Source organism: Hyphobacterium sp. SN044 (assembly GCF_021864465.1).
Taxonomy (GTDB): Bacteria; Pseudomonadota; Alphaproteobacteria; order Caulobacterales; family Maricaulaceae; genus Hyphobacterium.
The window spans coordinates 84,100-96,689 of record NZ_JAKKUV010000008.1 but is presented as its reverse complement, the minus strand read 5'-3'; the positions used below and the strand labels follow the sequence as shown (position 1 = coordinate 96,689).

The window sequence follows — 12,590 nt, the reverse complement described above, 5'->3', positions numbered from 1 at the left end:
CGTCAGGAAGCCGAGGAAGAGGCGCGCCGCACCGCCGAGCAGGAAGCGAAGAAGCGCGAAGCCGAACAGGTTGTCGCAGCTCCCGACCCTGCCGACATCCCCGATCCCGACGCTGTCGTCACCCCGGCCCGCAAGGACCCGTCCAAGGAAAAGGCCCGCGAGGCCGCCAAGGGTGACACCGACGACGTGGAAAGCGCGCTTGAGGAGATGGGCGGCCGCGTGAAGCGGAAGGGCGGGGCCAACAAGGCACCGGCCATCTCGCGCCAGCGCGGTGAATCCCGCCGCCGCTCCGCCGGCAAGCTGACCATCCAGGCCGTCACCGAGGGCGACGAGGAACGTCAGCGTTCGCTCGCCTCCGTGCGCCGCGCCCGCGAACGCGAAAAGCAGCGCCGCGCCACCTCGGGCGGCGAACGCGACAAGATCCAGCGCGAAGTCGTGATTCCGGAGGCCATCTCGGTCCAGGATCTCGCCAGCCGTATGGCCGAACGCGCCGCCGACGTCGTGAAATACCTGATGAAGCAGGGCCAGATGGTCCGCGTGAACGATCTGCTCGACGCCGATACGGCCGAGCTGATCGTCGCCGACTTCGGTCACACCTCGAAGCGGGTCTCCGAGTCCGACGTCGAGGAAGGCTTCATCGCCGAGGACGATCCGGAAGATACGAAGAAGCCGCGTCCGCCGGTCGTCACGGTCATGGGCCATGTCGACCACGGCAAGACCTCGCTGCTCGACGCACTGCGTGAAACCGACGTGACCTCGGGTGAGGCCGGCGGCATCACCCAGCATATCGGTGCCTATCAGGTCCAGCTGAAGTCGGGCGACAAGATCACCTTCCTCGATACGCCGGGCCACGCCGCCTTCTCTGCCATGCGTTCGCGCGGGGCCCAGGCGACCGACATCGTCATCCTGGTCGTTGCGGCCGATGACGGCGTCATGCCGCAGACCATCGAGGCCATCAAACACGCCCAGCAGGCCCAGGCACCGATCATCGTGGCGGTCAACAAGATGGACCGCGAAGGGGCGAACCCGCAGAGGGTGCTGCAGCAACTGCTCCAGCACGAAGTCATCGTGGAATCGATGGGCGGTGAGACCCAGGCCATCGAAGTGTCGGCCCTGAAGAAGACCGGCCTCGACGCCCTGACCGAAGCGATCACGCTGCAGGCCGAGATTCTCGACCTGAAAGCCAATCCGGACCGTCCGGGCGACGGCGTCGTGGTGGAATCCCAGGTCGAACAGGGCCGCGGTTCCGTGGCGACCGTCCTTGTGAAGCGCGGCACGCTGAAGCGCGGCGATATCGTCGTGGCCGGGGCCCAGTGGGGCCGCGTCCGTGCCCTGATCGACGAGCGCGGCCAGCAGCTGAAGGACATCGGCCCGTCCCAGCCGGCCGAGATTCTCGGCCTCGACGGCGCACCGGAACCCGGCGAGTTGTTCGCCGTCGTCGACAGCGAGGCGCGCGCCCGCGAAATCGCGAGCTACCGCCAGCGGCAGAAGAAGTCGGGCGGCGGTGCGGCATCGGGCGGCGGAACGTCGCTCGAGCAGATGATGGCGCGCCTGCAGCAGAACGAGACGCAGGAATTGCCCATCGTGCTCAAGGCCGATGTGCAGGGCTCTGCCGAAGCCATCACCCAGGCGCTGGAGAAGATCGGCAATGACGAGGTCAAGGCCCGCGTCATTCTCGGCGCCGCCGGCGGTGTCAGCGAAAGCGATGTCCTCCTGGCAAAGGCCTCGGGTGCGCCGGTCTTCGCCTTCAACGTTCGCGCCAACAAGCAGGCCCGCGAGATGGCCGAGCGTGAAGGCGTCGAGATCCGCTACTACTCGATCATCTACAACGTGCTCGACGACGTGAAGGCCACGCTGGAAGGCCTGCTCGCGCCGGAGAAGCGGGAAACCTTCATCGGCTACGCCGAGATCCTGGAAGTGTTCAACATTTCCAAGTCGGGCAAGGTCGCCGGCTGCAAGGTGACCGAAGGCGTCGTGAAGCGCGGTTCGGGCGTGCGTCTGCTGCGCAACGACACCGTGATCCACGAAGGCATGCTGAAAACCCTCAAGCGCTTCAAGGACGAAGTCGCCGAGGTCCGTTCCGGCATGGAATGCGGCATGGCCTTCGAGAATTACGAAGACCTCCAGAAGGGCGATCTCATCGAGTGCTTCGAGATCGAGGAGATCGAGCGCAAGCTCTGATCCTTCCCTCACCGGACATGAAAAGGGCGGCTCCGTGAGCCGCCCTTTTTTTCTTTTCAATGCCTGTTCTGCCCCGGGTTGATTTCCCCTCGCCCCCTTTAGGGGGAGAGGGGTCAGGGGTGAGGGGGCGCGCGCAGTCTTCAACGACGGAGCAGAACCCCTCATCCGCCCTGGCGGGCACCTTCTCCCCTTCAAAAAGGGGAGAAGGGAAAGCGGCCCTACTACTCCGCCGGCACCAGGCCCTGTTCCGCGCCGGGATAATTGGCGAAATCCCGGTGCGCGATCACGATGCCGTCGCGCACCGTGACCGCCGCGACCTGTTGCGACCGCCAGCGGAAATGCCGCGCCGGGTCCTCGGTCGGATAGAGCGCGTTCACATGGCCGATGAACACCACCGTGTCATTGCTGTTGAAGACCGTCTCCCAGACAAAGCCGAGCTCGATCGGGTGGTATTGCGCCTCGAAGCCGCGCAGCATCTCGAGGAGGGCTTCGCGGCCTTCGGTGACGATGCCCTCAGGGTCGTCCGTTCCGGTCGCCGTATGGTCGGCGAAGATAATATTCTCCGACATCAGGGCTTCCATCGCCGCCCAGTCGAGCTCGGAATAAGCCTCCATATAGGCCCGCGCGACCGTCTCGGCCTCGCTTGTCTCCTGGGCCTGGGCGGATACGCCGATCAGCGCCAGAGCGGCGGAAATCAGGATCGTACGGAGCATCAGCGGGCCTCCTGCGTCATGCCGGAAAAATCCGTGTAGTCGCGGTGTTCGGTGACGTGTCCGTCCTCGATCGTGACAATGGTGATGATGGGATAGCGATAGGCCACCGAGCCGGTCTCGGTTTCGTAGATCGCGGCGACCGCCCCGCCGAAGACGACGTGGCCGGACGCCGACCAGGTCCGGTCGATCTCGTATTCGAGGCGGGTCGCGCCCCAGCCGCGGATGCCGGCCAGAATGGCCTCGCGCCCGGTCCAGTTGAAGGGTCCGCCAATGCCCTGGATCGCCTCGGACGTCGGATCGATGAAGACCGCATCCTCGGCATAGAGCGCTTCGAGCGCCACGAAATCCTGCGCCTGATAGGCGGCGAGATAGGCTTCGGCAACTGCCTCGGGCGCGTCCTGCGCCTGTGCTGCCGCGCCGGTGAAGGTCAGCACCGCGGCAGCTGTCAGTGTTCTGATCATGATCTCCCCTCGAAATTGAAGACATGCCGATAGACGCCTTTAGCCGATCACCCGCCACTCACATTCGCGGCACAAGCCTTACCGATTGGTCAGGGGGGTCCGGGGCATGGCTTGCCCTTCCTCGTTTCTCCCCCCGCTTGCGGGGGGAGTGCCCCGGATCAAGTCCGGGGCGAGGGGGGGAATATCCCCCTCCGTCAGCTGCGCTGACACCTCCCCCGTAAACGGGGGAGGAAATAGGCGGCCCGCGCCCCCGCCTTGCCTTCCGCGCCTCCACGCGTTAGGACGCGCCTCCTTCGATGACCGGGCGGGTTCGATCCCCGCGCCGGCCGGGCCGAAGAAAGAAGAAGAACCATGTCCCGCCACGCTTCCGATAAGGGCCCGACGCAGCGCCAGCTGCGCGCGGGCGAGCTGATCCGCCACGCCGTCGCCGGCATTCTGCAGCGCGAGGAATTGCGCGACCCCGGCCTGTCCGGCGTGATCGTGACCGTGACCGAAGTGCGCATGTCGCCCGACCTGAAGCACGCCAACGTCTATGTCGCGCCGCTCGGCCACACTGACCCAAAGCCCATGGTGAAGGGCCTTAACCGTGCGGCCAGCTTCCTGCGCGCCAAGCTGGGGCGCGAGATCGACATGAAATTCACGCCCGACCTGCGTTTCCACGCCGACGACCGCTATGACGCCGCGGAAAAGGTCGACGAGATTCTCGCCCGCCCCGAGGTGGCCCGAGATCTCGATCACGACGAAGGCGATAACGTCTGATGGGTCGGCGCAAGAAGGGCCAGGACGTCGACGGCTGGATCATCCTCGACAAGCCCGCCGACATGACATCGACCCAGGCCGTCTCCGCCGTCCGCCGGATATTTGACGCCAAGAAGGCCGGCCATGCCGGCACGCTCGACCCGCTGGCCACCGGCCTCTTGCCGATCGCGCTCGGCGAGGCGACCAAGACCGTGCCCTTCGCCCAGGAGGGCGAGAAGACCTACCGCTTCACCGTGAAGTGGGGCGAGAGCACCGACACGCTCGACGCCGAGGGCGAGATCGTCGCCGAGAGCGATGTCCGTCCCGCAAAGGCAGAGATCGAAGCCGTGCTGGACCGCTTCGTCGGCGAGATCGACCAGATCCCGCCCGCCTATTCTGCCATCAAGGTCGATGGCGAGCGCGCCTATGATCTCGCCCGCGCGGGCGAAGCCGTCGAGCTTGCCGCCCGCCCGGTGACGATCCACGAACTGAAGCTTCTGGACGCCCCGACAGCCGACCTCGCGGTGTTCGAGATGCGCTGCGGCAAGGGCGCTTATGTCCGTTCCATGGTGCGCGATATCGCCGCCGCCGTCGGGGCCGAGGGCCATGTCGCGGCACTCCGCCGGATCCGTGTGGGCGGCTTCGGGATCGACGCTGCGGTATCGCTGGACGAATTGACGGAAATGGCCCATAAGGGCCGCGCTTTCGAAGCCCTCTGCCCGGTCGAGACCGCGCTGGACGACATCCCGGCCCTGGCCGTGACCGAGGACGAGGTCTTCAATTTGAAGCAGGGACGCCCGATCGTCCTCCTTCCGCGGCAAGCGCAGGAATTGCGTGCGCAGCGGCGCCCCCGTGAGATCGCTGGCAAGGACGCCTCGAAACTCGCTGTGGCGATGTGGGGGGAAACCGCGGCGGCCATTGGCGAAGCCCGCGCCGGCAAATTCCAGCCGGTCCGGGTCTTCAACCTGACACCGAAACGGGCCTGACGCCCGCACTGAGAAAGGATGACCGATGTCGATTACGCAAGAGCGCAAGAGCGCGCTCATTTCCGAACATGGCCAGAAGTCGGGTGATACCGGTTCTCCGGAGGTCCAGGTCGCTATCCTGACCGAGCGGATCGCCAACCTCACCGAGCACTTCAAAACCCACAAGAAGGACAATCATTCCCGCCGGGGCCTTCTGAAGCTCGTCTCGCAGCGCCGCCGTCTTCTCGACTATCTGAAGGCGAAGGATCATGGCCGCTATACGAGCCTCATCGAAAAGCTGGGCCTGCGCCGCTAGTCGCCGCGTGACGCCCACCCCTTCAGACGAAACGGGAATTCTGTACGCAAGATATGTTTGAGATTCACAAGGAAAGCATCGAGTGGGGCGGTCGTACGCTCACGCTCGAAACCGGGCGCATGGCCCGACAGGCCGACGGCGCGGTGCTCGCCACTTATGGCGAAACCACGGTCCTCGCGACCGCCGTTGGCGTGAAGAATGTGAAGCCGGGAGCCGATTTCTTCCCGCTCACCGTCAATTATCAGGAGAAGTATTTCGCCGCGGGCAAGATCCCGGGCGGCTTCTTCAAGCGCGAAGGCCGGCCGACCGAAAAGGAAACGCTGACCTCCCGCCTCATCGACCGCCCCGTTCGCCCGCTCTTCCCGAAGGGCTTCAAGAACGAGGTTCAGGTCATGGTGACCGTGCTGTCGCATGACCTCGAGAACGACCCGGACATCGTCGGCATGATCGGCGCATCCGCGGCCCTCACCCTGTCCGGCCTGCCCTTCATGGGCCCGATCGGCGCCGCGCGCGTCGGTTACAAGGACGGCGAATTCATCCTCAACCCGACCGAAGACCAGATGCCGGAAACGGAACTGGACCTCGTCGTCGCCGGTACCGGCGACGCGGTGATGATGGTGGAATCCGAGGCCAAGGAATTGTCCGAGGACATCATGCTTGGCGCGGTGATGTTCGGTCACAAGGAATTCCAGCCGGTGATCGACATGATCATCCGCCTCGCCGAGAAGGGCGCGAAAGAGCCGTGGGACTTCGTGCCGGAAGACAATTCCGACGTCGAGGACAAGGTTCGCGGGCTCGTCGGCAAGGACCTGGAAAAGGCCTACACCATCACCGACAAGACCGAACGCTATGCCGCTGTCGGCGCCGCGCGCGAGAAGGCGGTGGCGGAACTGGGCAAGACCGAGGATCGCCCCGATGGCATCGACGGTACGGTCCTGAAGGACGCCTTCAAGGCGGTGGAAGCCTCCATCGTCCGCGGCGGAATCATCAAGACCGGCAAGCGCATCGACGGCCGTTCGCTCGATCAGGTCCGCCAGATCGTCGCGGAAGCCGGCATTCTGCCGCGCACGCACGGTTCGTCCCTCTTCACCCGCGGCGAGACGCAGGCCCTCGTGGTCACCACGCTCGGCACGGGCGAGGACGAGCAGTTCATCGACGCCCTGACGGGAACGTACAAGGAGCGCTTCATGCTCCACTACAACTTCCCGCCCTACTCCGTCGGTGAGACCTCCTTCCGCCTGGCTCCGGGCCGCCGCGAAATCGGCCACGGCAAGCTGGCCTGGCGGGCGGTTCGCGCCGTCCTCCCGACCGCGGAAGACTTCCCCTACACCATCCGTCTCGTCTCCGAGATCACCGAGTCCAACGGTTCGTCTTCCATGGCGACCGTCTGCGGTTCGTCCCTGGCGCTGATGGATGCGGGCGTGCCGATCGCGCGTCCGGTGTCCGGTATCGCCATGGGCCTGATCAAGGACCCGGAAGGCGTTGCGGTCCTGTCCGACATCCTGGGTGACGAAGATCACCTCGGCGACATGGACTTCAAGGTGGCCGGTACGGAAGCGGGCGTGACCTCGCTCCAGATGGACATCAAGATCGCCGGCATCACCGAGGACATCATGAAGACCGCCCTGGAACAGGCCAAGGGCGGCCGCATGCACATCCTCGAGGAGATGAACAAGGCGCTGAACACCTCTCGCGGCGAACTGGCGGAATACGCGCCGCGCATCGAGACGATCACCATCCCGGTCGACAAGATCCGCGACGTGATCGGTTCGGGCGGCAAGGTGATCCGCCAGATCGTCGAGGAAACCGGTGCCAAGGTCGACGTCAACGATGACGGCGTGATCAAGGTCGCTTCCGCGAATGGCGAGTCCATCCGCGCGGCGCTCGCCTGGATCAAGGGCCTTACGGCCGAGCCGGAAGAAGGCGAGATCTACAAGGGCAAGGTCGTCAAGGTCATGGACTTCGGCGCTTTCGTGAACTTCTTCGGGCCGAAGGACGGTCTCGTCCACGTCTCCCAGATGAAGGAAGAGCGCGTCAGCCACCCGAAGGACGTCGTGTCCGAAGGCCAGGAAGTCTATGTGAAGCTTCTCGGCTTTGACGATCGCGGCAAGGTCCGCCTGTCGATGAAGGTCGTCGACCAGGAAACCGGCGAAGAGATCAAGAAGGGCGGCGAGGAAGAAGAGGAATAGTCCTCTCCATCCAGCCGTCATTCGATCGAAACGGAAAGCCCCGGCCCTCGCGCCGGGGCTTTTTGCTTCTGGTGTCCCGAACACCCCGAACCTGTCCGCTTTTTAATGTCGCCCGGCGAATCCGGCTCTATCTTCCCCCTCGATTGAAATCCTCGGGGAGGCGCGGCATGCACGCACGCAACTGGTTCGGTTCCACTCTGGCTCTGGCCAGCCTGACGGTCATGGCGGCCGCCACGGCGGGCGCGCAGGAGGCCTATCGCCTGCCGCCGCAGGATGTCGTCGACATTGTCGACGCGCCGCTGCCGCCCTTTCCCTCCCTGTCGCCGAACCGCGACACGCTGCTGCTGATGCACCGCGAGGCGCTGCCGCCGGTCTCCGAGCTCGCCCGCCCGATGGAACGCCTTGCCGGCCTGCGCCTCGACGCGGCGACCAATGGCCGCCACGGCCCGCGCTCCGTGGTCGGCCTCAGCGTGATGGATCTCGACACGCAGGAAGAACGGACCATCGCCCTGCCCGCCGACAGCGGCATCTCCAACACCACATGGTCGCCGGACGGCAGCGAGATCGCTTTCGTGATGACGCGCGGCGACACGCTCAGCCTCTGGGTCGCGGATATCGAAACCGCCACCGCCCGCGAACTGGTGTCCTCCGGGATCAACGCGGTTTTCTCGCCCGTCTCCTGGATGCCGGACGGCGAACACCTCCTCGTCCACCTGACGCCGGACAGCCGGGGGCCGCTCCCCGAACGCCCGCGCGTGCCCACCGGCCCGGTGACGCAGGAAGCCTCCGGTGTCGAGGCGCAGGTGCGCACCTATCAGGACCTGCTGACCGGCCCGGCCGATGCGGCCCTCTTTGCCTGGCTGGCAACCAGCCAGCTTGCCCTCGTCGACGCCGACACCGGCGACGCGGAGATGATCGGTGAGCCTGGCTTCATCTATTCCTCCGACCCCTCGCCGAGCGGCGAATACATCCTGGTCGGCGCGATGGAACGGCCCTTCTCCTATGACGTGCCGTGGTCGTCCTTCCCGGACCGCACCTATGTTCTCGACATGGACGGCGAGGAAGTCGCCACCATCGCGCGCCAGCCGGTGGCCGACTATGTGCCGATCGGCGGCGTCATCCGCGGCCGCCGGAGCATTTCCTGGCAGGCCTCCCATCCCGCGCGCCTGACCTGGGCGGAAGCCCTTGATGGCGGCGATCCGCGGGTCGAGGCCGACCAGCGCGACAGCGTCTGGGCGCAGACCGCGCCTTTCACCGGAGAACCGGTGGAAATCCTGCGCACCGAGGACCGCTATTATGGCACCCAGTTCACCGAGATCGGCCAGACCGGCTTCGCCATGGAATATGACCGCGACACGCGCGTCATCCGCCGCTGGCTCGTCGACTTCGCCGACCCGTCGGTCGAACCCCGCCTCGCTGAAGAGCGCAACTATCAGGACAGCTACGCCAATCCGGGCTCGCCGGTGACGACGCGCAACGAATTCGGCCGCCCGGTCGTCGCCGTCACCGACGGCTATATCTACATGACCGGCGAGGGCGCGACGCCGGAAGGCAATCGTCCCTTCCTGAACCGGGTGAGCTTCGACAGCTTCGAGACCGAGGAGATCTGGCGCAATTCCGGGGAAAATCTGGAATCCGTCATCGGCCTCGTCGAAATGGACGGCTCGGCCTTCCTGACCAGCTGGGAAGACCCGGTCACCCCGCCGAATGTCCGCCTGCACCGGGACGGCGCGGTGACGCAGCTGACCGATTTCGAGAACCCGCACCCGCAGCTGAATGAGATCCGCCGCGAGCTGATCACCTTCGAACGCGAGGATGGCGTCATGCTGTCCTCCACCGTCTATCTGCCTGTGGGCTATGAGGACGGGGACCGGGTCCCGGTCGTCGTCTGGGCCTATCCGCTGGAATACAATGACGCGGCGACCGCCGGTCAGGTGCGCGGCAGCCCCTATGAGTTCTCGCGCATCGCCGGGACCAGCCCGCGCTTCTTCCTGACCCAGGGCTATGCCCTGATGGAGGACGCCACCATGCCGATCGTCGGCTCCGACCCGCAGACGGTGAATGACACCTTCATCGACCAGCTCGTCATGTCCGCCGAAGCGATCGTTGACGAGAGCGTGCGGCGCGGTTTCGGCGACGGCGAACGCGTCGCCGTGGCGGGCCATTCCTATGGCGCCTTCATGACGGCGAACCTTCTGGCCCACTCGGACATCTTCCGCGCCGGCATCGCCCGGTCGGGCGCGTATAACCGCACGCTGACGCCCTTCGGCTTCCAGGCGGAACGGCGGACCTATTGGGAAGCGCCGGAGGTCTATTACAACCTCTCGCCCTTCATGCATGCCGACCAGATCAACGAGCCGCTGTTGCTGATCCATGGCGAGATGGACAACAATTCCGGCACCTTCCCGCTGCAGTCCGAACGCATGTTCGCGGCGGTGAAGGGCAATGCCGGCACGGTCCGCCTCGTCATGCTGCCTTACGAGAGCCACGGCTATCGCGGGCGCGAGAGCGTGCTGCACACGCTGGCGGAAAGCTTCGACTGGCTCGACCGCTATGTCAGGCCGGAGGAGGACCCGATGGCGTCTGACGCGGACGAAGCCGCCAGCGACGGCGCGCAGTAACACCCGCCCGTCTCACACACTGAAAAGCCCCGGTGGAAACGCCGGGGCTTTTTTCTGAAGAACGATTTGTTGAATTTGATTCGAACGCTGGTAAGGTTCAGACATCGGAACAAATCAGGATCTAATTGAAGTCGATGGACGCGACCTTGGACTTTGCGAACAAGCTCCGTGGATCGAAGTTTCACACGATCCTAGCCGATCCGCCGTGGCAATTCACAAATCGAACGGGGAAGGTGGCACCAGAACATCGACGGCTATCCCGCTACGGGACGATGTCTCTTTCGGATATCTGCGATTTGCCGGTTGCCGACGTCGCTGTCGAGCCTGCTCACCTCTATTTGTGGGTACCAAATGCGTTGCTTCCTGACGGCCTTAAGGTCATGGATGCATGGGGCTTTGAATACAAATCGAACATCGTTTGGGAAAAAATCCGCAAGGACGGCGGACCGGATGGCCGCGGAGTGGGATTCTATTTCCGTAACGTAACCGAACTATTGTTGTTCGGCGTTCGCGGAAAGAAGGCGCGAACCCTCGCCCCGGGGCGCAGGCAAGTGAACTTCCTTGCAACGCGAAAGCGCGAACATTCGCGCAAACCCGACGAGCAGTACGATATTATCGAAGCCTGTAGTCGCGGGCCTTTTTTGGAGATGTTTGCCAGAGGCGGACGTCCAGGCTGGACGGTTTGGGGCAACCAAGCTGATGCGGAGTACAAGCCCGACTGGAAAACCTACGCCTACAATTCATCTGTCGCGACAGCGGCGGAGTAATTTCACCTAGCAATATCGATGGCATCTATTGGTATTCCAATAGCAACAAGCGGCGATGGACTTCCAACGCCTCTTGAAATGCGATCATCCAATTTCGCCCAGTGAGTGGTCGCGGCACCGTATTTGTCGGATACAAATGCGTTCGCCCAACCTCTCGCAAAGTTACCGCCACATTTTTGGACGGCGGCAGGAATCGCCTTTCTCTGGCGATCTGTTCGGGAAAGTTTGTTTTTCTGTAAGTCCGTGATCGACCCGATTCCCACTTTCTCCGCGAAGTCGCCGACAACGCGCTCGATGTTATCCTGAAAACTTTTGCCTCTGGTAATTATGATACCAAAGCTCGCCGCACCGTCGGCGTGAAGACGCTTAAAATTTTCTAAGTCTCTATCAAAAAAGGGATCTTTGTTGTTCCACTCTATTTCAAGAAGAACCCTGCCGCTCGCAAATGTCTTAACGTGATCCACCTCATGACTAAGAACAGCAGTTTCTTCAGAGCTTATTTCCTTATAACTTTTAACGCCCGGCGTCCCTTTGTATTCTACAATGTACTTTCTCGTTTGAATTGTCTTTTTTACCCATCCAATTCGATATAGCTCATCTCGAAGTTTCTGGGTTCCCTTGGTCACACCGCCACCACTTCCCACAAGGGAAGACAACGGTATTCGGAAATCCCTTAGAACCGTAGAAATTTCCCATTCAACTGCCTGGAAGCTTGATGCGATCAGCGCATCAGCATGGTGGCTGAACTTTAAGTCATACCCAAGTTCTTTGAGCTCTTCGAACATGTGACCAACCCGATCAACACCTACTCCTCATCCCCCTCCATCGACGGCACGGCGACCGCGTGGAAGCCGGCATCGACGTGGAGCGTCTCACCCGTGCAGGAATGACCGAGGTCTGAGAGGAGGTAGAGCGCCGCGCCGGCGACACCTTCCATGCGCGTGTCTTCCTTCATCATCGACCATTCGCGGCCGGTGCGCATCAGCGCCTTGCCGCCGGTGATGCCGGCCATGGCCAGCGTCCGCATCGGCCCGGCCGACAGCGCGTTGACGCGGATGCCGGCGGGGCCGAGATCGCGCGCCATGTAGCGCGTCGAGGCCTCGAGCGCCGCCTTGGCGACCCCCATCACATTGTAGGACGGCACGACCCGCTCCGACCCGAGATAGGTCAGCGTGATCATCGATCCGCCATCCGGCATCAGGCGCGAGGCGCGCTTGCCCGCATCGACGAAGGAGAAGGCCGAGATTTCCATCGCCCGGCGCCAGCCCTCGCGCGTCGTGTTCTCGGTGAAAGAGCCGACCAGCTCATCCTTGCCGGCGAAGGCGATGGCGTGGACCAGGAAGTCCATCTTGCCCCACTTCTTCTCGATCGCCGCGAAACAGGCATCCATCGAGGCATCGTCCGTGACGTCGGCGGAGAGCATGAAGGGTTCGCCGCCGAGGCTTTCCACCAGCGGGCGCACCCGGCGCTCCAGCGCCTCGCCCTGATAGGAGAAGGCCAGTTCCGCGCCCTGCGCGGCGAGCTGCTGGGCAATGCCCCAGGCAATCGAATTCTTGTTGGCGACGCCCATGACAAGCCCGCGCTTGCCCTTCATCAGATCGCCCTTGGGGAAAGTCACGTCGGACATGAAAGCCTCGCT

The 12,590-nt window shown here is 63.7% G+C and carries 11 protein-coding genes; 7 read left to right on the top strand and 4 right to left on the bottom strand.

Annotated features, from left to right (window positions below):
- The coding region (gene infB / locus L5876_RS11795) for a translation initiation factor IF-2 (protein WP_236956556.1) at window positions 1–2,181 on the top strand (2,181 nt) is incomplete at its 5' end.
- Window positions 2,182–2,402: 221 nt separating this feature from the next.
- Here the strand turns inward: infB and L5876_RS11790 are convergent.
- Together L5876_RS11790 and L5876_RS11785 are read right to left on the bottom strand one after the other, a co-directional pair.
- The gene (locus tag L5876_RS11790) at window positions 2,403–2,894 is read right to left on the bottom strand and encodes a nuclear transport factor 2 family protein (protein WP_236956555.1); all 492 of its coding nucleotides are present in this window, start codon (window positions 2,892–2,894) and stop codon (window positions 2,403–2,405) included.
- Window positions 2,894–3,355, bottom strand: coding sequence for a nuclear transport factor 2 family protein (locus L5876_RS11785; RefSeq protein ID WP_236956554.1), 462 nt, complete (start codon window positions 3,353–3,355; stop codon window positions 2,894–2,896). Before L5876_RS11785 ends, L5876_RS11790 begins: the two co-directional genes overlap by 1 nt.
- A 351-nt stretch (window positions 3,356–3,706) precedes the next feature.
- Here L5876_RS11785 and rbfA point away from each other — a divergent pair, with 351 nt between their 5' ends.
- The 6 genes from rbfA to L5876_RS11755 all read left to right on the top strand — a co-directional run bounded on the left by rbfA (window position 3,707) and on the right by L5876_RS11755 (window position 10,951).
- Complete coding sequence (gene rbfA / locus L5876_RS11780; protein ID WP_236956553.1) at window positions 3,707–4,114, top strand: 30S ribosome-binding factor RbfA; 408 nt, start codon at window positions 3,707–3,709, stop codon at window positions 4,112–4,114.
- Entirely contained in the window at window positions 4,114–5,079 is a 966-nt protein-coding gene (gene truB, locus L5876_RS11775; RefSeq protein WP_236956552.1) for a tRNA pseudouridine(55) synthase TruB, read from the top strand. Before rbfA ends, truB begins: the two co-directional genes overlap by 1 nt.
- A 25-nt stretch (window positions 5,080–5,104) precedes the next feature.
- Window positions 5,105–5,374, top strand: coding sequence for a 30S ribosomal protein S15 (rpsO, locus tag L5876_RS11770; RefSeq protein ID WP_236956551.1), 270 nt, complete (start codon window positions 5,105–5,107; stop codon window positions 5,372–5,374).
- Window positions 5,375–5,427: 53 nt separating this feature from the next.
- Entirely contained in the window at window positions 5,428–7,563 is a 2,136-nt protein-coding gene (pnp, locus tag L5876_RS11765) for a polyribonucleotide nucleotidyltransferase (protein WP_236956550.1), read from the top strand.
- A 167-nt stretch (window positions 7,564–7,730) separates the two neighbouring features.
- The gene (locus tag L5876_RS11760) at window positions 7,731–10,184 is read left to right on the top strand and encodes a prolyl oligopeptidase family serine peptidase (protein ID WP_236956549.1); all 2,454 of its coding nucleotides are present in this window, start codon (window positions 7,731–7,733) and stop codon (window positions 10,182–10,184) included.
- A gap of 134 nt (window positions 10,185–10,318) precedes the next feature.
- Entirely contained in the window at window positions 10,319–10,951 is a 633-nt protein-coding gene (locus L5876_RS11755) for an MT-A70 family methyltransferase (RefSeq protein WP_236956548.1), read from the top strand.
- 2 nt (window positions 10,952–10,953) lie between these two features.
- Here L5876_RS11755 and L5876_RS11750 read toward each other — a convergent pair whose 3' ends face one another.
- Both L5876_RS11750 and L5876_RS11745 read right to left on the bottom strand, forming a co-directional pair.
- Window positions 10,954–11,736, bottom strand: coding sequence for a BglII/BstYI family type II restriction endonuclease (locus tag L5876_RS11750; protein WP_236956547.1), 783 nt, complete (start codon window positions 11,734–11,736; stop codon window positions 10,954–10,956).
- Between the two features lie 20 nt (window positions 11,737–11,756).
- Entirely contained in the window at window positions 11,757–12,578 is an 822-nt protein-coding gene (locus L5876_RS11745; protein ID WP_236956546.1) for an enoyl-ACP reductase, read from the bottom strand.
- Window positions 12,579–12,590 lie beyond the last annotated feature (12 nt).

What these genes read in the sequence shown, in the direction of transcription:
- L5876_RS11790 (WP_236956555.1), bottom strand. Translation starts at nt 2,894, where the DNA reads ATGCTCCGTACGATCCTGATTTCCGCCGCTCTGGCGCTGATCGGCGTA.
- L5876_RS11785 (WP_236956554.1), bottom strand. Translation starts at nt 3,355, where the DNA reads ATGATCAGAACACTGACAGCTGCCGCGGTGCTGACCTTCACCGGCGCG.
- rbfA (WP_236956553.1), top strand. Translation starts at nt 3,707, where the DNA reads ATGTCCCGCCACGCTTCCGATAAGGGCCCGACGCAGCGCCAGCTGCGC.
- truB (WP_236956552.1), top strand. Translation starts at nt 4,114, where the DNA reads ATGGGTCGGCGCAAGAAGGGCCAGGACGTCGACGGCTGGATCATCCTC.
- rpsO (WP_236956551.1), top strand. Translation starts at nt 5,105, where the DNA reads ATGTCGATTACGCAAGAGCGCAAGAGCGCGCTCATTTCCGAACATGGC.
- pnp (WP_236956550.1), top strand. Translation starts at nt 5,428, where the DNA reads ATGTTTGAGATTCACAAGGAAAGCATCGAGTGGGGCGGTCGTACGCTC.
- L5876_RS11760 (WP_236956549.1), top strand. Translation starts at nt 7,731, where the DNA reads ATGCACGCACGCAACTGGTTCGGTTCCACTCTGGCTCTGGCCAGCCTG.
- L5876_RS11755 (WP_236956548.1), top strand. Translation starts at nt 10,319, where the DNA reads ATGGACGCGACCTTGGACTTTGCGAACAAGCTCCGTGGATCGAAGTTT.
- L5876_RS11750 (WP_236956547.1), bottom strand. Translation starts at nt 11,736, where the DNA reads ATGTTCGAAGAGCTCAAAGAACTTGGGTATGACTTAAAGTTCAGCCAC.
- L5876_RS11745 (WP_236956546.1), bottom strand. Translation starts at nt 12,578, where the DNA reads ATGTCCGACGTGACTTTCCCCAAGGGCGATCTGATGAAGGGCAAGCGC.